The 20,165-nt window shown below is 75.1% G+C and carries 21 protein-coding genes; 7 read left to right on the forward strand and 14 right to left on the reverse strand.

Annotation, left to right across the window (positions count from 1 at the left end):
* Positions 1–49: 49 nt before the first annotated feature.
* From BM414_RS17055 to BM414_RS17090, 8 genes are all read right to left on the reverse strand, one after another.
* A complete protein-coding gene (locus tag BM414_RS17055; RefSeq protein WP_093581183.1) occupies positions 50–397 on the reverse strand; it encodes a type II toxin-antitoxin system PemK/MazF family toxin in 348 nt (115 codons plus the stop codon).
* On the reverse strand, positions 384–614 hold the full coding sequence (locus tag BM414_RS17060) for a ribbon-helix-helix domain-containing protein (RefSeq protein WP_093581185.1): 231 nt from the start codon (positions 612–614) through the stop codon (positions 384–386). Before BM414_RS17060 ends, BM414_RS17055 begins: the two co-directional genes overlap by 14 nt.
* A gap of 82 nt (positions 615–696) precedes the next feature.
* On the reverse strand, positions 697–2,367 hold the full coding sequence (locus BM414_RS17065) for an MDR family MFS transporter (RefSeq protein WP_093581187.1): 1,671 nt from the start codon (positions 2,365–2,367) through the stop codon (positions 697–699).
* Positions 2,368–2,449: 82 nt separating this feature from the next.
* Positions 2,450–3,052: an acyl-CoA-like ligand-binding transcription factor gene (locus BM414_RS17070; RefSeq protein ID WP_093581189.1), complete on the reverse strand. Its 603-nt coding sequence runs from the start codon at positions 3,050–3,052 to the stop codon at positions 2,450–2,452.
* Positions 3,053–3,140: 88 nt separating this feature from the next.
* Positions 3,141–3,710 carry a hypothetical protein gene (locus tag BM414_RS17075; RefSeq protein ID WP_093581191.1) on the reverse strand — a complete coding sequence of 190 codons (570 nt, stop codon included), beginning with the start codon at positions 3,708–3,710 and terminating at the stop codon, positions 3,141–3,143.
* A 31-nt stretch (positions 3,711–3,741) separates the two neighbouring features.
* Positions 3,742–4,563: an IclR family transcriptional regulator domain-containing protein gene (locus BM414_RS17080; protein ID WP_093581193.1), complete on the reverse strand. Its 822-nt coding sequence runs from the start codon at positions 4,561–4,563 to the stop codon at positions 3,742–3,744.
* 57 nt (positions 4,564–4,620) lie between these two features.
* Positions 4,621–6,414 (reverse strand): FAD-dependent monooxygenase, encoded by a 1,794-nt coding sequence (locus BM414_RS17085; RefSeq protein WP_093581195.1) that lies wholly within the window; start codon positions 6,412–6,414, stop codon positions 4,621–4,623.
* On the reverse strand, positions 6,411–7,904 hold the full coding sequence (locus BM414_RS17090) for an amidohydrolase family protein (RefSeq protein ID WP_093581197.1): 1,494 nt from the start codon (positions 7,902–7,904) through the stop codon (positions 6,411–6,413). Before BM414_RS17090 ends, BM414_RS17085 begins: the two co-directional genes overlap by 4 nt.
* Positions 7,905–8,117: 213 nt before the next feature.
* On the opposite strand from BM414_RS17090, the gene BM414_RS17095 reads away from it, so the two are divergent.
* From BM414_RS17095 to BM414_RS17115, 5 genes are read left to right on the forward strand one after another with little or no spacing between them, the layout of a single operon-like run.
* Entirely contained in the window at positions 8,118–9,299 is a 1,182-nt protein-coding gene (locus tag BM414_RS17095) for a CaiB/BaiF CoA transferase family protein (protein WP_093581285.1), read from the forward strand.
* Positions 9,296–10,123, forward strand: coding sequence for a citryl-CoA lyase (locus BM414_RS17100; RefSeq protein WP_245784789.1), 828 nt, complete (start codon positions 9,296–9,298; stop codon positions 10,121–10,123). Before BM414_RS17095 ends, BM414_RS17100 begins: the two co-directional genes overlap by 4 nt.
* Positions 10,116–10,979: a DODA-type extradiol aromatic ring-opening family dioxygenase gene (locus BM414_RS17105; RefSeq protein ID WP_093581198.1), complete on the forward strand. Its 864-nt coding sequence runs from the start codon at positions 10,116–10,118 to the stop codon at positions 10,977–10,979. The genes BM414_RS17100 and BM414_RS17105 overlap by 8 nt, the downstream gene beginning before the upstream one ends.
* A complete protein-coding gene (locus BM414_RS17110) occupies positions 10,976–11,335 on the forward strand; it encodes a hypothetical protein (RefSeq protein ID WP_093581200.1) in 360 nt (119 codons plus the stop codon). The genes BM414_RS17105 and BM414_RS17110 overlap by 4 nt, the downstream gene beginning before the upstream one ends.
* A 1-nt stretch (position 11,336) precedes the next feature.
* Positions 11,337–12,308 (forward strand): zinc-binding dehydrogenase, encoded by a 972-nt coding sequence (locus tag BM414_RS17115; protein WP_093581202.1) that lies wholly within the window; start codon positions 11,337–11,339, stop codon positions 12,306–12,308.
* 15 nt (positions 12,309–12,323) lie between these two features.
* On the opposite strand, the gene BM414_RS17120 is transcribed toward BM414_RS17115, so the two are convergent.
* Positions 12,324–12,905, reverse strand: coding sequence for a helix-turn-helix domain-containing protein (locus tag BM414_RS17120; protein ID WP_093581204.1), 582 nt, complete (start codon positions 12,903–12,905; stop codon positions 12,324–12,326).
* 68 nt (positions 12,906–12,973) lie between these two features.
* Between BM414_RS17120 and BM414_RS17125 the strand changes: the two genes are divergently transcribed.
* A complete protein-coding gene (locus BM414_RS17125; protein ID WP_093581206.1) occupies positions 12,974–14,590 on the forward strand; it encodes an FAD-dependent oxidoreductase in 1,617 nt (538 codons plus the stop codon).
* On the opposite strand, the gene BM414_RS17130 is transcribed toward BM414_RS17125, so the two are convergent.
* The 4 genes from BM414_RS17130 to BM414_RS17145 form a co-directional block, all read right to left on the reverse strand.
* A complete protein-coding gene (locus BM414_RS17130; RefSeq protein WP_093581208.1) occupies positions 14,560–15,396 on the reverse strand; it encodes an esterase/lipase family protein in 837 nt (278 codons plus the stop codon). The genes BM414_RS17125 and BM414_RS17130 overlap by 31 nt on opposite strands.
* Positions 15,397–15,478: 82 nt before the next feature.
* Complete coding sequence (locus BM414_RS17135; protein WP_093581210.1) at positions 15,479–16,501, reverse strand: acetamidase/formamidase family protein; 1,023 nt, start codon at positions 16,499–16,501, stop codon at positions 15,479–15,481.
* A complete protein-coding gene (locus BM414_RS17140) occupies positions 16,498–17,952 on the reverse strand; it encodes an APC family permease (RefSeq protein WP_245784790.1) in 1,455 nt (484 codons plus the stop codon). The genes BM414_RS17135 and BM414_RS17140 overlap by 4 nt, the downstream gene beginning before the upstream one ends.
* A 77-nt stretch (positions 17,953–18,029) precedes the next feature.
* Positions 18,030–19,070 (reverse strand): ABC transporter substrate-binding protein, encoded by a 1,041-nt coding sequence (locus tag BM414_RS17145; protein WP_139245914.1) that lies wholly within the window; start codon positions 19,068–19,070, stop codon positions 18,030–18,032.
* A 20-nt stretch (positions 19,071–19,090) separates the two neighbouring features.
* Here BM414_RS17145 and BM414_RS17150 point away from each other — a divergent pair, with 20 nt between their 5' ends.
* On the forward strand, positions 19,091–19,540 hold the full coding sequence (locus BM414_RS17150; RefSeq protein WP_093581214.1) for a MarR family winged helix-turn-helix transcriptional regulator: 450 nt from the start codon (positions 19,091–19,093) through the stop codon (positions 19,538–19,540).
* A gap of 311 nt (positions 19,541–19,851) precedes the next feature.
* On the opposite strand, the gene BM414_RS17155 is transcribed toward BM414_RS17150, so the two are convergent.
* Positions 19,852–20,157: a hypothetical protein gene (locus BM414_RS17155; RefSeq protein WP_093581216.1), complete on the reverse strand. Its 306-nt coding sequence runs from the start codon at positions 20,155–20,157 to the stop codon at positions 19,852–19,854.
* Positions 20,158–20,165: the final 8 nt, after the last annotated feature.

A 20,165-nucleotide genomic window follows, 5' to 3' on the forward strand; every position in this document is an offset into this window, starting at 1 on the left:
CTCCGTGCACGTCCGCGGATCTGTCCCGCAGATCCGCGGACGTGCGCGGTCAGAGCTGGAGGTGCAGGCGGAGCGCGTCGTCGAGGGCGGCCATCGTCGTGGCGGGCACCCGTCCGAGCACTGGACCGACGCGCTCGACCGCGACTGCACGCACCTGTTCCGCCTGGGCCTTGCTGTCGACCTGCAGGCCCGTGTCCGCAGCTGGGAGCAGGGTCTGGAAGGGGAAGACACGGGTGGTGTTGCCGGTGACCGGGACGACGGTCACCACGCCACGCCGCAGACGGTCCGCCACCGCGTTGGCCCGGTCGTTGCTGACGACGACGGCGGGTCGGCGCTTTCCGGCCTCGCTCCCGCGGATCGGTTCGAGGTCGACCAGGCGGATCTCACCGCGCAGCATCGCCCGGCCCGTCGCCCACGGTCGTCTGCCAGTCGGCCTCCTCGCCCGACGCCCGCCACTCCTCCCACGCGGCCGCGTAGTCGTCCTCGAGGTCTGGGTGCCGGAGGAGACGGATCGCGTGCTGCAGGGCCGCCGACCGGGACCGGAGGCCGGCCGACCGGGCGTAGTCGTCGAGGACCGCGACGTCCTCCTCGGTCAGGCTGATGCTGAGCTTCACACCGCGATGCTACTCCGGTAGCACCGTTCTTCCCCTGTCCTTCCGCGGATCGGCCCCCGGGCGATCCGCGGGAGTGCACGGGTCAGACGCGGACCTGGTCGTCGTCGTGGTCCTCGCGCACGGTCGGCTCGGGCGCCGGGACGGCGGCGTGCGCGCCCGACCGCCGCAGCGCCGCGAGCTCCTCCTCGGACTCCACCGCCTCGCCGCGGGCGACCATGCCGGCGTGCTCGGCCAGCGGGACCTCCCTGAGCGCGAACGACAGCAGCAGCGCGAGGACCAGCAGCGGCACGAGGTACCAGAAGACCGGCGCCAGCGAGTCGGCGTAGGCGTCCACGATCGCCGTCCGCAGCGGCTCCCCGGCCGCCTCCACCGCCGACGGCACCAGGGTGTCCGGCGAGGTGATGCCCGCGGCCGCCGCCTGCTCGGCGTTCCCCCTCAGCGCGCCGGTCAGGTTCTCGGCGAGCCGGCTGGTGAACAGCGTCCCGAAGACGGCGACGCCCAGGGTGGCGCCCACCTCGCGGAAGTAGTTGTTCGTCGAGGTGGCGGTGCCGATCTGGGTGGCCGGGACGGCGTTCTGAGCAGCCAGGACGACGTTCTGCATGATCAGCCCGAGCCCGCAGCCGAGCGCGAAGAACATGACGCCGATCGTCCACAGCGACGTCCCGCCGGTCAGCGTGGTCATCCAGACGACGGCGCCGAGGATCACCGCGGTCCCGGCGATGGTGAACCGCTTGTAGCGCCCGTCCTCCAGGATGGACGCCGCCGAGCCCTGGATCGTGACGATGATGCCGGCGGTCATCGGCAGCATGAGCAGCCCCGAGTCCGCGGCCGACAGCCCCGAGCTCATCTGCAGGAACGTCGGCATGAACGCGATGGCCGAGAACATGCCCAGGCCCACCGCCATGCCCATCCCCGTGGCGACGACGAACGTCCGGTTGCGGAACAGGCTCAGCGGCACGATCGGCTCGACCGCGCGCCGCTCGACCAGCACGAAGGCGATCGCCGAGACGACGAACGCCGCCGCCAGCGCGAGGGTGACCGGGGCGGTCCAGCCGTCGCTGCCGCCGAGGTCGGTGGCCAGCACCAGCGACGTCGTGGTGGCCGACAGCGCGACGATCCCGGCGACGTCGAGCGGGGTGGTGCTGCGCTTGCGCGGCAGGGACAGCGCGAACCAGCCGATGAGGAAGGCGCCGACGCCGACCGGGACGTTGACCCAGAAGCACCACTCCCAGCCCAGCGCCGGCGAGTCGGTGAGGAAGCCGCCGACCAGCGGCCCGGCCACGGCGGACAGGCCGAACAGGGCGCCGATCGGGCCCATGTACCTGGCGCGCTCCCGGGCCGGGACGATGTCGGCGATGATCGCCTGGGAAAGGATCATCAGCCCGCCGCCGCCGAGGCCCTGCACCCCGCGCCAGACGACGAACGAGGTGAAGTCCGGCGCCAGCGCGGCGCCGACACTCGCGACGGTGAACAGGCCGATCGCCACCAGGAAGAGGGTGCGCCGGCCCCACAGGTCGCCGAACTTGCCGTAGACCGGCATGACCAGCGTCGTCGCCAGCAGGTAGGCGGTGGTCACCCACGCCATGTGCGAGACGCCGCCGAGCTCGCCGACGATGGTGGGCATCGACGTGGACACGATCGTCTGGTCGAGGGCGGCCATGAGCATGCCGGCCAGCAGGGCGCTGAAGATGACGTTGATGCGGCGCCGGGTCAGGACGATCGGCGGTGCGGAGCTGTCGGGCGGGGCCTGCACGAGGTCCTCTTTCGGGTCGTTCGGCGGTGCCGCGAGCGCGCGGCAGCGAGGGGGGAGCGGACGGCGCCGGCCGCTCAGGTGGTCAGCGGCGCGGGGCGGGGAGCCCGGCGGCCAGTGCGTCCCACGCCTCGTCGACGAGGGCGGGCAGGGAGGCGGTGAAGTCGCTCGCCAGCCAGGCGTGCAGGCCGGCGCGCATGGCCGCCCCGGACACCGCGGCGAGCAGTGTCGGGTAGACGTCGGCCCCGACCGCGGTGCCGGTGCGGACGGCGATCGCCTCGGCCAGGGCGCGCTCGGCGGAGCCGAAGACCGCGTGCAGCCGGGCGATGAGGACCGGGTGCTCGTCGATGACCCGCAGCCGCAGCGGCCACAGCGTCTCCGGCTCGCCGGCCATCTCGGTGGCCTGCTGGGCGTGGACCGCGCGCAGCGCCTCGACCGGCGACTCGTGCGCCGGCCGTGCGGCGAACCGCTCGGCGGCCTGCCCCACGGCGGAGGCGTCGATCCCGACGACGGCGTCGTCCTTGGTCGGGAAGTAGTTGAAGAAGGTGCGGGGAGAGACGTCGGCGCGGGCGGCGATGTCGTCGACCGAGACGCCGTCCAGGCCGCGCTCGGCAACCAGCTGCAGCGCCGCCTGGTGCAGCGCCAGGCGGGTGGCGAGCTTCTTGCGCTCGCGCAGGCCGGAGGTCACCCGGACATCATCGCGCGGATCGTGCAGTCCGGGCAATGTTGCGTAGCCTGCACGGCGTGTCGCGTCGGTCTCAGGGGCCGGCGCCCTGTCAGTCCCGGTCGCGCTGCTCCTCGATCGCCTCGAGCACCGTCTTGCGGCCCGTGCCGAGGTCGCGCTCGGCCTGCTCGGCGCGGTCCAGCTGGGAGTCGCCGTGCATCTTCGCCACCCGCTCGCGCGCCTCGGGAGCGGGAACGTCGAGGAGCTCGGCGGCCTTGCGGGCCTCCTTGGCGGCGTCGGTGTTGGCCACGTGCTGCTCGTCGGAGCCCCGCTTGCGCGCGTCGGTGGCCGCCTTCTCCTCGTCGGACAGCAGCTCCCACGCGGCGTCGGGCAGGTACCGCTTCGTCCCGTCGGACCCGCGGGCCCGGTCGCCGCCGTCGGCGGTGTGCCAGTCCTGCTTCGTCCACTCCTGCAGGTGCTCCTGCGACGCGGTGCGCTCGCCCTCGTGCCGGTAGCCGCCGCCCTGCGCCTCGTACTCGTGGGTGAGCAGCTGGCTCTTGCGGGCGCTCCACTGACCGGGCCGCCCGCCCTTGTCGCCGGCCTTGATCTCCTCCTTGAGCCGCTCCCGCAGCTCCGGGTCCGTGTAGTCCTGGGCGTAGTCCTCCGCCGACTTCCCGCTCATGACGGCGGTCGGTACCCAGGGCGCCGCCCGCTCACCCGGCCGCGGTGGCCGCCCGCTCGACCTCGACGTGCGGGCGGGCCTGCCAGCGCGTCCAGTCGGCGCTCACCTCGCCGGCGGTGCGCAGCAGGGCCGGCAGGTGCTCGCCCAGCAGCCGCTCGATGGACGTCTCGGCGGCGTGCACGGTCACGTTCATGGCCGCGCGCACGGCCCCGGTCCCGTCCCGCACCGGGACGGCCACCGAGCGGACGCCGGGCGCCAGCTCCTCGTCGGCGAGCGCCCAGCCGCGGGCACGCACCTCGGTCAGCTCCTCGCGCAGCTGCTCCGGCGTGCGCCCGATGTAGGGGGGCAGGCCCGAGCGGCTGGGCTGCGCGAGGGTCTCCGCCAGCTGGTCAGGGGTCAGGGCGGCGAGCAGCACCTTGCCCTGCGAGGTCTGCACGGCGGGGAAGCGCGTGCCGATCTCCACCCGCAGCGTGATCAGCTTGGGCACCGAGACGCGGGCGACGTAGACGATGTCCGAGCCGTCGAGCTGGGCCATCGACGACGACTCGCCGGTCCGCGCCACCAGCTCCTCGAGGTGCGGCCGGGCGACGTCCCACAGCCCGAGCGCGCCGACGTAGGCCATGCCGAGCGAGAGCACCCGCGGCGTGAGCGAGAACGCCCCGCCGGCCAACCGGACGTGGCCCAGCTCCACGAGGGTCAGGAGCAGCCGCCGCGCCGTCGGGCGGGCCAGCCCCGCGGCGGCCGCCACCTCGCTCAGCGTCATGGCGGGCCGGTCGGCGTCGAAGCAGGCGAGCACGTCCAGTCCGCGCGCCAGCGCCTCGACGAAGTCCGGTCCCTCACCCCGTCCGGCCATGCCGTCTCCTGTTCCTGGTGTCGCAGGTGCGCGGGACCCCGCCCGTCGGCCGGGTGCTCAGGGCTGCGCGGCGACGGTGCCGTGGACGAGGCGCTCCAGCGCCGCGGCGAGCGCCGTCGCCGGGTCCTGCGGCAGGTCGCGGGCCCGCCAGGCCACGATGGTGTCAGGGCGGACGAGCAGGGCGCCGCCGGGTGCGACCTCCCGCAGGCGGGGCCAGTCCTCCCCGCTGCGGACCGCCGCGTCCGGCCCCACCGCGACGACGTCGACCAGGCCCGCGAGCGGGGACGAGGACGCGGCGAGCGCCTGCTGCCACTGCTCCGCCGCGGTGTCGACGACGAGCGCCCACCTCCCGCGACCGACCAGGTCGAGCGTGGAGCGCCGCTGGTCCCCGGCCGTCACCCACGCGTGCGGCAGGTGGTGGCCGGGAGCGGTCGTGGGCCGGTACACCAGCAGGTCCGAGGGGACGCAGCCCTCGGCCTGCCCGGGCTCGCGGACGACCGTGCCCTGCGGGTAGGACCAGCCGAGCTCGGCGCCGTGGGCGTGGAACTCCGCGTCGAGGACGTCCATGGCCGCCTGCACCGAGGCCCGCGCGGCGTCGCCGTCGGGACCGTCGTCGAACAGCCGGGCGAGCGCGGCCCAGCCGGCCGCCGGGCCGGCCGCGGGGTCCAGTCCGAGCGCCACGTCGACGACGCCGCCGTGGGCCTGGAAGTTGGCCAGGGAGTTGGCCGCGACGGTCAGCGCGATCGGCCGGCGCTCGGTCTCGTAGCCGTCGAGCAGCGGCTCCAGGTCGGGATCGGCCAGGGCGGCCGCGATCCGCCACGTCAGCGCGTGCACGTCCTGGACGCCGGTGTTGAGGCCCAGCGCCCCCCACGGCGGGATGCGGTGCGCGGCGTCGCCGGCCAGGTAGACCCGACCGGACCGGAACCGGTCGGCGACCACCGAGCGGATGTACCAGTGGCTGATCGAGTGCAGGTCCACCTCGAGGTCGGGCAGGCCGAGCGACCGCGAGATCCGGGCGCGCATGTCGTCGTCGTCGAAGCGGGCCGGGTCGGTCGGGAGGAAGGCGCAGGCGAACACCCACTCCCGGGACGTGCCGGCCTCGTCCCACGGGCCGAGGTGGTAGAGGTACCCGCTGCCGATGGACCCGGCGTGGTCGGGGTTGACGAACCAGTGGATAAGCAGGCCGGGGTCGGGCAGGGCGGCGGACAGGTCGGCGCTGAAGTGCGCGCTCACCATGTCGAGGAGGTCGGTGGGGCCGGTGTCGCCGATGCCGAGCAGGCCCGCGGCCGTGCGGCCGCCGTCCGCGGCGACCACGTGGTCGGCGACGACGTCCCCCCGGCGGCCGTCGGTGCTCTCCCAGCTCACGGTGACCGGCCCGGCGTCGGTGTCGGACAGGCCCGTGACCGCGGTGCCGAAGCGGAGCTCGGCCTCGGGGGCGGCCTCGGCGGCCGCGCGGAGCAGGGGCTCCAGCCGGATCTGCGGCAGCATCGTGTAGCCGCAGGGGCTGGCCGCGGCGTACTCGTCGCGGTACCGCCCGCCACCCCAGGCGTCGCGGACGGCGATCCGGCGACCGTGGAGGCCGGTCGGCCCCGCGAAGGAGGTGTACCAGCCCGTGCGGCCCACCGTCTCCGGCGGTGCCGCGTGCCCGCGGACGACGTCCTCGATCCCCAGCGACCGGAACACCTCGATCGTCCGCTGGTTGAGCCCGATGGCCTTGGGGTGCACCGACGTCCCGGGGTGCCGCTCGAACAGGACGTGCCGCACGCCCAGGCGGCTCAGGAGCAGCGAGGCGGTCAGCCCGACCGGCCCGCCCCCGACGACGGCGACCGGCACCCGCTCCGGCGCGGTCACCGCTCGCCGGCCAGGTGGCGCTCGAAGGCCTCCTCGCGGGCGGCGTGCGTGGAGTCCGAGCGGTAGTCGGTGTACTGGTACGGGTTGTCGAGCACCTCGCCCGAGGGGAGCTCCGGGTCCATCCCCGCCTGCCAGACGTCCTCGCCCATGTCGGCGCGCAGGTGCTCGACGGTGGCCTCGACCTCGCGGCGCACGGCCGCCAGGTCGACGCCGACCAGCCGGTGGCCGGACTTCACCACCCGGCCGTCGACCAGCACGGTGTGCACGTCGCCGCGCTGCGCCTGGAACGCCACGTGGCCGTAGGGGTTGAGGAGGGGGAACGACACCGGCGAGGCGTCGTTCTTGAGCAGGACGACGTCGGCCTTCGCGCCCGGGGTCAGCCGGCCGAGGTCGTCGCGGCCCAGCGCCGCCGCGCCGCCGCGGGTGGCCCACGAGACGACGTGCTGGGCCCGCAGTGCCAGCTGCGTCACGGTCTCACCCTTGAGGTGGGCCTCGAAGTGCTCGCGCGAGCGGTCGGCGCCCAGGGTCGTGCGCATCGCGGAGAACAGGTCGCCGCTCCACCACACGCTGGTGTCCATCGACAGCGACACCGGGATGCCGTGCGCGCGGACCTGCCAGGTGGGCGGGTAGCCCTGACCGGCGCTCTGCTCGGACTCCGTGGACACCGAGATCGACCCGCCGGTGGCGGCGATGCGGTGGTAGCTGTCGGGGGAGAGCGAGGCGGCGTGCACGTAGACCGTCTCCGGCGTGGCGAAGCCGTGCTCGTGCATGAGCCGGACGCCCTCGTCGTTCGTCGCGCCCCAGACGCCGGCGTGCGTGGTCACCGGCAGGCCGAGCTCGCGGGCCACCTCGAACGCCGCCTTCTCGGGGAAGGCCGGGTCGCCGGTGACGTCGAAGGCGAGCTGGAAGGCGAGCAGGTCGCCTGCGCCGGTGCGGCGGCGCTCGAGGAAGCCCTGCACGGCCGGGTCGGCGGTCCACTCCCACGGCGCGCCCTGGATGTTGCCGTAGGCGAGCACGTACCGGCCGGGCACCGACTGCAGCGCGTCGACGGCGGCCTCGGCGTGGTCGACCGTCTGCAGCCCGTGCGACCAGTCGACGACCGTGGTGACCCCGGAGTCGAGCGCCTCGACGGCGGCCAGCCGGTTGCCCGCGGCGACGTCCTCGGGCCGGAAGCGCCGACCGTGCTCGAGGTAGTACCAGACGAAGTACTGGGTCAGGGACCAGTCGGCGCCGTAGCCGCGCATGGCCGTCTGCCACATGTGCCGGTGGGTGTCGATCATCCCGGGCATCACGACGCCGTCGGTGGCGTCGACCTCCTGGGTCCCCTCGGGCACCTCCAGCGCGGGTCCGACGGCCGCGATCCGGTCGCCGACCACCAGGACGTCGGCGTCGCGCAGCACCGTCCCGGCGTCGTCCATCGTGAGCACGGTGCCGCCGCGCAGGACGACGGGGCGGCCGGCCTGCGGCGCCGGGGACGGGGGCTGGGTCATGGGGGCTCCTCGGACGCCTCGACACGGACGGACGCCTGTCCGCTGCACGGACACCGACGCCGGACGGCGTCACCCTGTCCGTGACCTGCGCCACCTGTCAAGCGGCCGGCCTCCCGGTTGACAGCGTGCGGTCGCCCTCCCCAGGATCGGCGGCGACGACGGACGGCCGTCCGCTGATCGGTGCAGCACCGCGGTGAGGAGCTCGAGGCGACGATGACGGCAGGACCCGCCGGAGCCGCACCCCGGGGACCTCTCGCAGGCCTGCTCGTGGCCGACTTCTCCCGCATCCTGGCCGGCCCCTACGCCACGATGCTGATGGCCGACCTCGGCGCCGAGGTGGTCAAGGTCGAGGGCCCGCGCGGCGACGACACGCGCACCTGGCAGCCGCCGGTGCGCGAGGACGTGTCGACGTACTACCTCGGCGTCAACCGCAACAAGCGGTCGGTGGCCCTCGACCTCACCGACGAGAGCGACGCCGCCGCCGCCCGCGAGCTGGCCCGCCGTGCCGACGTCCTGGTCGAGAACTTCAAGCCCGGCGGCCTGGCCCGCTTCGGGCTCGACTTCGAGACCGTCGCGGCGACCAACCCGGCGGTCGTCTACGCGTCGATCAGCGGCTTCGGCAGCGGGCCCGGCGGACGGTCGCTGCCCGGCTACGACCTCATCGTCCAGGCGATCTCCGGGCTGATGAGCCTCACCGGGGACCCCGACGGCGATCCCTACCGCGCCGGCGTCGCCGTCTTCGACGTCATGGCCGGGCTGCACGCCACCATCGGCGTGCTCTCGGCCCTCAACCACCGGCACGCCACCGGCCGCGGGCAGCACGTCGAGGTGAACCTGCTCTCCAGCGCGCTGTCGGGCCTGGTCAACCAGACCTCGGCGTTCGTGGCCGGCGACGTCGTCCCGTTCCGGATGGGCAACAGCCACCCGAGCCTGTTCCCCTACGAGCCGCTGCCCTGTTCCGACGGCGACCTGATCGTGACCGCGGGCAACGACGGCCAGTTCCGCAAGCTGTGCGACGTGCTCGGGCTCCCCGGGCTGGCCGACGACCCGCGGTTCCTGCACAACGAGGACCGGACCGCCAACCGCGGGGAGCTGCGCCCGCTGCTGGTCGAGCGGCTCGCCACCCGCACGAAGATGGAGTGGTTCCGCGAGATCATCGCCGCGGGCGTGCCGTGCGGGCCGATCAACACCATCGACCAGGGCGTCGCCTTCGCCGAGGAGGTCGGCCTGGACCCCGTCGTGACGGCGGGGGACGGCGACGCGGGGGTCCCCTCGATCCGCAACCCGATCCGCTTCTCCGACACCGCCGCGGAGTACCGGCTGCCACCGCCCACGCTGGACGAGCACGGCGAGGAGGTCCGCCGCTGGCTGACCGAGGGCGGGGAGACGCCGTGATCGGGCCGCGCGAGTACCCGACCGCGCTGGGCGCCTCGAGCCGGGAGTCGATCACCCTGCTCGGCACCGACCTCGCCCGCGACGTCATGGGCAGCGTCGGCTTCGGCGAGCTGGCGTTCTGGCTGGCCACCCAGCGCCGGCCGACCCGGGGGGAGACCCGGGTGTTCGAGGCGGTGCTCGCGGCGCTGGCCGACCACGGCTTCACCCCGACCGCGATCGTGACCCGGCTGACCTGGCTGTCGGCGCCGGACTCGGTGCAGGGCGCGCTGGCCGCCGGGCTGCTGGGCGGCGGGTCACGCTTCCTGGGGGTCACCGAGGACTGCGGCCGGTTCCTGCACGGCGTCCTCACCTCGACGGAGGGCGAGCTGCCCGGGGACGACGCCGGCTGGGACGCCCTCGCGCTGGAGACGGTGACCGCGCAGCGGACCGCGGGCCGGTTCGTGCCGGGCCTGGGTCACCACGTGCACAAGGACGGCGACCCGCGCACCCCGCGGCTGTTCGAGATCGCCGCCGAGGAGGGCCTGGTCGGGCCGCACCTGGCGCTGTTCGCCGCGATCGGCCGGGTGCACCCGCAGGTGCTGGGCAAGACGCTGCCGCTCAACGGCGCCGGCGTGTGCGGGGCCGCGCTGGCAGACCTCGGCCTGCCGCTGGAGCTGCTGCGCGGGTTCGCGCTGCTGGCCCGCACCGCCGGGCTCATCGGCCAGCTCGCCGAGGAGCTGCGCCACCCCGTGGCCAACGACGTCTTCCTGTCGGTGGACCTGAACAACCGCTCCGTCGCCCCGGATCCGTACGAGCCCGACTCACTGGGAGGTCGGCATGGCTGAACTGGCCGCGGTCATCGCGTCCACCCACCACCCCTTCTACTACCGCGCCAGCACCGCCACCGGCGCGGACCGGCCGCCGTTCGCCGACGAGTGGGTGGCCAAGATCGAGCGGTTCCGGGAGACCCTGACCCGGGCCGAGCCCGACGTGCTGGTGATGGTGGGCAGCGACCACTTCCACCAGCTGTGGCTGGACAACATGCCGCAGTTCCTGGTGGGCAAGGCGCCCTTCTTCGACGCCAACTGGTACAACGAGGAGCGCGAGTTCGGCCTGCCGCGGATGACGCTGCGCGGCGAGGAGGACCTGGCCGCGCACCTGCTGCGCGACGGCCTGGACCGCGACTTCGACCTGGCCTTCTCCAACGAGCTGCGGATCGACCACAGCATCACGTGCCCGATCATCACGCTGCGCCCCCAGGCCGACCTGCCGATCGTGCCGGTCTACACGAACATCTTCGCGCCGCCGCTGCCGCAGCCGAGGCGGTTCGTGGCCCTCGGCCGCGCGATCCGGGAGATGGTCGAGTCCTGGGAGTCGGACGAGCGGGTCGCCGTCATCGGCACCGGCCACCTCTCGCTCGAGCTCGGCGGTCCGCGCCAGTTCGGCGAGCACGGCCCGGACCCGGAGTTCGACCGCCGGGCGGTGGAGTGGATCGCCTCCGGGGACATCGAGGGCTGCCTGGCCGAGGTGTCGCTGGAGTCCCTGCACCACCCCGGCAACGCCACCCACGGGTTCATGGACTTCATGCTGATGATGGGCGTGGCCGGCGAGGGCGCGAAGGCCGACCACGTCGACACCCTCGACCTGTTCCACACCATGGAGGCGTACTTCACCTGGTACCCGGACGGGGTCCCGGCATGAGCCGCTACCTGCTGGACAAGTTCCTCTTCACCGTCGACCGCGACCCGGCCCTGGTCGAGCGCTACCGCGAGGACCCCGCCGGCACCGTGGCGTGGTGGGAGGCCGAGATGGCCAACACGATCCTCAACTGCACCCCGGCCGAGAAGAGCACCTGGCTGGAGTTCACCGAGGACGAGCGGCGCGCGCTGCGCGAGCACGACCACGTGACGCTGTTCGAGATGGGCGCCCACCCCTTCCTCACGCTCACGCTGTTCATCGCGATGTTCGAGCGCGACCACGGGCCGCTGGAGTACCAGAAGGCCTACGGGAAGGCGATGGAGCACCTGACGCTGCCCTATCCCGACATCAGCACCTGACGTGCGCGCCGCCGTCGTCCGGGCGCCCGGGGCGCTCCCGGAGCACGCCGAGCACCCCGACCCGGTGGCCGGGCCGGGGCGCAGCCTGGTGCGGGTCACCGCCGCGCCGATCGTGCCGCTGGACCTGCTCTGCGCCTCCGGCACGAGCTACTTCGGCACGCCGGCGGTGCCCTACGTCCCCGGCGTCCAGGGCGTCGGCGTCGTCGAGGAGTCCGGCCGGCTGCCGGCCGGCACCCGGGTCTGGTTCGCGACGTCGGCCGGCATGGCGCCCGGCGACGGCGGCCTCGCGCAGCGCTGCGCGGTGGCGGACGACGACCTCGTGCCGCTGACCGCCGACGTGCCCGACGCTGCGGTCGCGGCCCTCGGCCTGTCGGCGGTGGCCGCGTGGATGGCGCTGACCTGGCGCGGGCGGCTGCAGCCGGGGGAGCGGGTGGTGGTCCTCGGCGCCGGCGGCGCGGTGGGCCAGGTGGCGGTCGGGGCCGCGCGGGTCCTGGGTGCCGGGCGGGTGGTGGCGGTCTGCCGCTCCGCCGCGGCGCAGGAGCGGGCCCGGGCGGCCGGCGCCGACGCCGTGGTGCCGGCGGGCGGCGACGTCGACGCGCTCGCGGCCGCGCTGGCCGGGGCGTGCGAGGGCGACGCGGACGTCGTCGTCGACCCGGTGTTCGGCACCGCGGCCACCGCGGCCTCGCGGGTGCTGGCGCCGGGCGGGCGGCTGGTGAACCTGGGCGGCGCGTCCGGCGACGAGGCGGTGTTCTCCTCGGCGGTGCTGCGCGGCCGGTCGGCCGAGGTGCTCGGCTACACCAACAACGCGCTCACCCCCGCGCAGCGCCGCAGCGCCCTGGGCGCGGTCCTCGCGGCGGCCGCCGCCGGCCGGGTCGGCGTGGCGTACGAGACGGTGCCGCTGGCCGACGTCGCCGCTGCCTGGGCGCGGCAGGCCGCGGGCGACGCCGGCGCGCGGCTGGTCGTCGTCCCCTGAGGGGGGCTCGTAGCGCTAGTGGCTGCGGGGGGCGGCGCGCACGTGCATCCGCTCGCCCTGCGGGCCGTACAGCGCCAGCAGCTCGGCCGGCCGGTCGTCGGGGTTGCCCATCCAGTGCGGGGTCCGGGTGTCGAACTCGGCCACCTCGCCGGCGGTGAGGACGACGTCGACGTCACCGAGCAGCAGCCGTAGCCGCCCGGACAGGACGTAGAGCCACTCGTAGCCCTCGTGCGACCGCTGCTCGCCCGGCTCCCCGCCCCAGCGCGGCGGCAGCACCTGCTTGTAGGCCTGCAGCCCACCGGGCCGGCGGGTCAGCGGGATGAACGTGGCGCCGTGCCGGGTGACCGGCTTGAGGCGCACGCGCGGGTCGCCGGTCTCGGGTGCGTCGACCAGCTCGTCGAGCGGCACCTGGTGCGCCCGGGCCAGGGGCAGCAGCAGCTCCAGGGTGGGCCGGCGCTGCCCCGACTCCAGCCGGGAGAGCGTCGACACCGAGATGCCGGTGTCCTCCGACAGCGCGGTGAGCGTGGCCCCCCGCCGGCGGCGCAGCTCGCGCAGGCGCGGGCCCACGGCGTCGAGGACGGAGTCGAGGTCGGTCACGCCGTCCAGTTTGCCGTTCTGGCAAAGGTGTTTGTCAAGGTGGCACTGCCAGGCGCACAGTCGTCGGCATGGACGAGACGTACGACGTGGTGGTCATCGGTGGGGGAGCGGCGGGCCTGTCGGGGGCCCTGGCGCTGGGACGGGCGCGGCGCTCGGTCGCCGTCGTCGACGAGGGGACGCCGCGCAACGCGCCGGCGCACGAGATGCACAACTACCTGGGCCGCGACGGCACGCCGCCCGGTGACCTGCTCGCCGCCGGGCGGGCCGAGGTCGCCGGGTACGGCGTCGCGCTCGTCCAGGACACGGTGACCTCGACCGGCGGCACGGTCGGCGCCTTCACCGTGGAGCTGGCCGGGGGTCGGGTGCTGCAGGCGCGCCGGCTGCTGGTCACCACCGGCCTCACCGACGAGCTGCCGGACATCCCGGGGGTGCGCGAGCTGTGGGGCACGGACGTCCTGCACTGCCCGTACTGCCACGGCTGGGAGGTGCGCGACCAGGCGGTCGGCGTGATCGCCACCGGCCCGATGTCCGTGCACCAGGCCCAGCTGTGGCGGCAGTGGAGCGCCGACGTCCTGCTGTTCCTGCACACCGCGCCGGAACCCGACGACGCCACGGCCGAGGCGCTCGCCGCGCGCGGCGTCCGGGTGGTGCGCGGCGAGGTGGCGGCGCTGGAGACCGAGGGCGGGCGGCTCACCGGCGTCCGGCTGGCCGACGGCGAGGTCGTGCCCCGCGCGGCCGTCGTCGTCGCCCCGCGGTTCACCGCCCGCTCGGCCGTGCTCACGGGGCTGGGCCTGGAGGCCGCGCCGTTCCGGATGGGCGAGGCGGTCGTCGGGTCGCACGTGCCGGTGGACCCGCGCGGCGCCACCGCGGTGCCCGGCGTCTGGGCGGCCGGGAACGTCGCGGACCTGAGCGCGCAGGTGATCAGCGCGGCGGCCGCCGGCCTGGGGGCCGGTGCGCAGATCAACGCCGACCTCGTCGCCGAGGACACCCGCGCCGCGGTCGAGGTGGTCCGCGCGCAGACCGACCCGGAGTTCGGCGAGAGGTGGTGGGAGGAGCGCTACCGCGCGAACGGGCACCGGGTCTGGAGCGGCCGGGTCAACGACGTGCTGGCCACCGAGGCCGCCGGCCTCCCGCCCGGCCGCGCCCTGGACGCCGGCGCGGGCGAGGGCGGCGACTCCGTCTGGCTGGCCCGCCGCGGCTGGCAGGTGACCGCCCTCGACGTCTCCCGCACCGCGCTCGACCGGGCGGCCGCGGCCGCCGCGGACGCCGGCGTCGAGCTGGAGACCCGCCAGGCCGACATCACCGCGTGGCAGCCGGGGGAGGAGCGCTGGGACCTGGTGACCGCGTCCTTCCTGCACTTCCTGCCCGACCGCCGCGACGACGTGCTGCGGACGCTGGCGTCGGCGGTCGCGCCCGGCGGCACGCTGCTGGTGACCGCCCACGACGGCGGCGACGCCGCGCACGGCGTGCGGCGGCCGGGGCTGCCCGAATGGTACGCCACCGGCGAGCAGATGGCCGCCGCCCTCGACCCGGCCGAGTGGACGGTGGAGGTGGCCGAGACCCGGCCGCGGCCGGCCCGCGGGCACGAGGCCGTCCACGGGGGTCACGGCGGTCACGAGGGGCACGTGGCCGACGCCGTCCTGCGCGCGCGGCGTCAGCCGGTGACGTCGTCCTCGCTGGTGTAGAGCAGCCGCAGGCGGGCCGGCGGGGTGAACGGCCGCCACTCGTCGCCGCTCTGCGCCAGGCGGTCGGCGACCAGCCACAGCACCGCCGGGTCGTGGCCCATCCCGAGGTGGCTGGCGTGCACGCCGACGTTCTCCGCCCCCGGGCCGGGAGCCTGCCGGCAGGCCCGCCAGTCCACGACGCCGTCCCAGCGCGAGTAGACCGCGGTGCTCGGGACCGGCAGCGAGCCGCGCAGGTCGCCCCGGCCGGTGGTCGGGACGGCGTGCAGGTGCCGGTAGCGGGCGTACGCGCGGGCACCGGGCGTGCCGTCGGCAGGCCGCCCGGACAGGCCGAACGGCGAGCCGAGGCTGATCACCTGGCGGACCAGGCGCGGCACCCGCAGCGCCAGCCGCCGGGCGAAGATGCCGCCGAGGCTCTGGCCGACGACGCTGACCGGCCCGCCGTGCCGGTCGGCGAGCTGCTCGATCAGCTTCGGCAGCTGCTCGGTGATCTCGCGGGTGGGGCCGCGGTTGCGGCCGAGCTCCCACCCGACCACCGGGTAGCCGAGCCCGCGCAGCCAGCGGCGCAGGGTGACGGTCGAGGCGTCGGAGGCCATGAGGCCCGGGAGCACGAGGACACCGTGCGGCTCGCCGCGCGGGGCGCCGCGCAGCAGAGGGTAGGTCAGCGCGAGCGCGCCGGCGCTGGCCGCGGCCCGGACCGGCTCGGTGGCCGCGAGCAGGGTGGCCCGGCGGCTGGGCTGGAGGAACCCGGCGGCGCGGCCGGGGGTGGCGCGGCCGCTGGACCGGCGGTTCTGCGGGGACTCGGGCACGGGTGCTCCTCCGACTGCGGTGGCGTCCCGCTGCGCTACCCCGCCGGGCGGCCGGGTGCACCCCGGACGCCCGGCGGAGTCCTCAGCGCTGCTGCAGGTACGCCGAGGCGGTGGCCCGCAGCCGCTCGTGGACGCCGTCGTGCGCCACGGCACCGGGCACGTACCGCTTCGCCAGCTTGGCGACCATCGTGTAGTTGGTGTCGACCACGTTGCCCGCGGGCGCCAGGCCGGCCTGGCTGACCAGCTGCAGGGCGTCGAGCGGGTCCCAGCCGGTGAGCTGCGCCGCCCAGGTGACCAGGTCGTGCTGGCTCACCCGGTAGGCGTCCTCCAGCGGCCGGACCGAGCCGGTCGACATGAGGAACTCGTCGGTCTCCAGCCGTGGCCAGACCGGGCCGCCGCCCTTGACCAGGTCGACGACGACGACCGTGCGCATCGCCGACTCGACCGCGGTGCCGCAGACCTCGCCCTCGCCCTGCCGGCAGTGCCCGTCGCCGAGGGCGAGCATCGCGCCGGGCACGTTGACGCCGAAGTGGACGGTCGTGCCCGCCCGCATCTCGGGGGTGTCCATGTTCCCGCCGTGCGCGCCCGGCGTGATGCTGGCGAACACCTCGCCCGCGGCCGGCGCGACGCCGATCGTGCCGTGCATCGGGTCGAGCGGGAGCTCCACCTCCGGGCCGCCGCGGCGTGGGCGGAACAGGCAGGTGCCCCGCTCGCGGTCGACCTCGTAGAGCCAGACCAGCTCCTCGAGCGGCTCGTGCAGCATCGCCGTCGAGTGGGTGGTGGTGAGCGCGCCGAAGTGCGGGAACGTGCTCGACACCGCCCAGTCGCGGGCCGGCGCGATATCGACCAGGTGCACCGCCAGGGTGTCGCCGGGCTCGGCCCCCTCGACGGCGATCGGGCCGCTGACCGGGTTGAGGTAGGGGAAGTCGCACACCCGGCTGGGCAGGTCGTCGACGCCACGCACCTTCCCGCCGTAGCAGTCCTCGGTGGTCAGCTCGACCACCGTGCCCGGCGCCACCGTGATCAGCGGCTCGCCGCCGCCGAACGAGAAGCGGTACTGGTCGGGGGTCGGCTCCAGCGACACGACCTCCAGCGACGTCGTCACAGGTTCTCCTCCGCTCGGATCTCGGGCTTGCGGCCGGTGGCGATGAGCACGCCCATGAGCACCAGGCCGATGACCAGCCACACGAAGCCGAGCTCCTGCGCGGCCACCTGGGCGTTGTAGACGACGTAGGCCAGGATCGCGAACCCGATGACGGGCACCGCGAGGTGCAGCCACCAGTTCCTGCTCTTCAGCCGGCCGACGTAGTGCCACACCACCGAGACGTGCAGCAGCAGGAACGCCGACAGCGCGCCGAAGTTGACCAGCGTCGACAGCAGCGTGATCCCGTCCTCGCGCGACTCCATGTACAGACCCAGCACGAGGGAGATCACCGCCACCAGCAGCGTGGCGTTGACCGGCACGCGGCGGGTCGGGTGCACCTGCTTGAGGAAGGCGGGCAGCTGCCGGTCCCGGGCCATCGCGAACAGCAGCCGCGAGGTGGCCGCCTGGGCGACGAGGGAGTTGGCGAAGCCCCACGCGATCGCCGTCGCCACGGCGGTCAGGGTGCCCAGCCACGCGCCGCCGGCGACCTCGGCCGCGTCGTAGAACGCGGTGCCGGCGGCGTCGCCCTCGGCGATGAGCGTGTCGGGGTCGGGAACGAGCAGCGCGGCGACCCAGGTCTGGACGATGAACAGCGTCCCGGCCAGCGCCAGCGCGGCGATCATCGCCTTGCCGATCGAGCGGGCCGAGTCCCTGTTTTCCTCGGCGAGGGTGGAGATGCCGTCGAAGCCGAGGAAGCTCAGCACCGCGATCGAGACCGCGCCGAAGACGAGCTCCAGCGAGAACGTGTCGGCGTTGTAGATCGGCGTGAAGTCGAAGCCGCGGCCCGCGCCGGTGGCCAGTGCGATGACGCCGATGACCAGGAAGACCGCCAGCACGATCAGCTCGCCGACCAGCATGATCTTGTTGACCCGCGCGGTGAACTCGATGCCGAAGTAGTTGACGACGGTGTTGAGGACGACGAAGCCGATCAGCCACACCCACACCGGGACCGACGGGAGGATCGAGTTCATCGCGACCGCGGCGATGAGGTAGAGCAGCCCGGGGACGAGCACGTAGTCGAGCAGGATCATCCAGCCGGCCATGAACCCGACCGGCTGGGCGATGCCGCGGCCGGCGTAGGTGTAGACCGAGCCGGCCATCGGGAAGGCCCGCGACATCTGCGAGTAGGACGCGGCGGTGAAGGCCATGGCCAGCCCGCCGATCGCGTAGGCGAGGGCGATCATGCCGCCCGAGCCCTGGAAGACACTGCCGAAGATCCCGAACGGCGCGATCGGGACCATGAAGACCAGGCCGTAGACCAGCAGGTCGGTGAAGGTCAGCGAGCGCTTGAGCTCCTGGCGGTAACCGAACTCCTCGACGCCGGCCGCGCCGGCGGCGGGCACGGCTCCGGCGCCGGTTCCTCGACCCGGCTTCGTGAGGTCGGGGGACGGGGTGGTGCGGGGGTCGCTCACGGCTCCTCCTCTCGGCCGGCACGCAGCCGGACGCGGGGAGGGTAGGCCACAGTTGTTTCCGTTCGGAAGCAGTGGGGTCAGTCGCGCGACCCGACCTCGCGGAACACCAGCCCGTCGGCCCTGGCCAGCCGCGGCCGGGGGATCCGCGGCGGCTCCGGGACGCCGGTCTCCAGCAGCCGCGCGGCGGCGCGGACGCCGTCGTGGACGCCGCGGGCGTAGGCGCACACCACCGGCGCGCTCGGCCCGACGCGCGCCGCGAGCCGCTCCTGCAGGGCCAGCTGCCCCTCGTCGGCGGCGCCGTCGGCCGCCGCGAACGAGGGCATGCAGGCGTACAGCTCACCGGTGCCGTCGCCGCCCACCGCGTACAGGCCGTTCTCCTCGAGCGCCCCGGACAGCCGGACGACGCGGCGGTCGAGCCCGGCGCGGGCGAACGCGCGGTTGACGGCGACCAGGTCGCGGCCGACGAGGCTGAGCAGCACGGCGTCGGCGCGGGTGCGGCGGATCAGGCCGAGCGCGGGGCCGGGGTCGGCCGGGCCGAAGGGGACGAGCAGCTCGCCGACCACCTCGGCGCCGAGGTCTCGCAGGACCGTCCGGGCGGCGCGGTGCACCGCCTGCGGCCAGACGTAGTCGGTGCCGAGCAGGACCCAGCGCCGGGCGCGGCGGTGCCGCACCAGCCAGGCCAGGGCGGCGGCGTGCTGCACCAGCGGCGACGAGCCGATGCGCAGCGCCCCCCGTGAGCCGCGGCCGCCCTCGTGCGGCGGGGTGAAGACGTACCCGGCCCGCCCGGCCAGCGCGGCGGCGACCGCACGCGACACGTCGCTGGTGGAGAAGCCGACGAGGACGTCGACGGCGCCGGCGGCGTGCAGCGCGGCGACCTCGGCGGCCACCTCCGCGGGCCGCTGTCCGGCGTCGACGGTGACCAGCTCGACCGCGCGGCCGCGCACCCCGCCGGCCTCGGTGAGCTCGTCGGCGGCCAGCGCGGCGAGGTCCAGGGCCGAGGGCGCGGTCATGGCCAGCGGGCCGGTCAGCGGGACGGCCAGGCCGATCCGGACGACGTCGGGGGAGCGGCCGGCGACGGCGGCCTCCCACGCGTCCATCGGGACGGTCGGTCCGGGCACTCTCTGAGTATGGTGCGGCCATGGCGGTCGAGCAGCAGGCCACCCGGACCGAGGCGCCGGCGTCCTCGCTCGTCGAGCTGCTGAGCGTGGTCTCGCGGCGGGTCGCCCGTGGGGTCGGGGCGGTGCTCGCCGAGGACGGCGCCTCGCTGGACACCTACCGGCTGATGCGCGCGCTCGCCTCCGGACCGGGCCGGACGATGAGCGAGCTGGGTGCCGCGCTGTGCGTCCCGGCGCCGACCGCCACCCGCCTGGTCGACGGGCTGGTCGACGCCGCGCTGGCCTACCGGCTGCCCGACCCCGACGACGGCCGGCGGGTGCGGGTGCACCTGTCCGCCCGCGGCCGCACCCGGCTGGACCGTCTCGAGGCGCTGGTGTCCGCGCACGAGGCGGCGCTGACCACCGAGCTCGGCCACGCCCGGGTCGCCGCGCTGGTCACGGCCCTCACCGACCTCGCGACGCCGTCCGCCTGATCCGCGCCCCTGGCCGCCCGCGGTCCCGTTCGCTGCGTGCCGGCGACGATGACGGAGCCGCGGCGGCGACACGCCGCCGGGCCTCGGCGCGTCGTGGCACCCGCCCCGTGATCACGCCGGACAGCGCCACGTCGCCGCCCCCGAGACCGTCGGCGGTCCGCCTCCCGCGCTCCGGCGACGATCACGGAGCTGCGGCGGCGACACGCCGCCCGGCGACGGCGTGGCGCGGCGCCGGCTCCATGATCGCGGCGGAGGGCGATGTCGACAGCGCTGGAACGGCGCCGGACCGCCGGCCCTACCGCCGCTGGAGCTCAGTCGGACGGGGGCAGGACGCGGGGGAGGAACACCTCGTCGATCGGGCGCGGGCCGACGTACTGCCGGCAGGTGCAGGGCACCCAGCTGTGCCCCGCCCAGCGGCCGCGCCTGTCGAAGGTGTCGCGGCGCAGCTCGGCGTAGCAGGTGTTGGTCTCGGTGTCGTGCTGGCTCAGCGGGTGCCCGCAGCCGCACACGGGCACCGGGGTGGGTGGGGGACCGGCGGGACGGCGACGCCCGAGCCGTCCGGCGAGGAAGCCCGTGACGAGCAGCGCCGCCCCGACCACCAGGCTGATTGGATCCACCGCGCTCG

The sequence above is a fragment of the Geodermatophilus amargosae genome, assembly GCF_900116515.1.
GTDB classification, from domain to species: Bacteria; Actinomycetota; Actinomycetes; order Mycobacteriales; family Geodermatophilaceae; genus Geodermatophilus; species Geodermatophilus amargosae.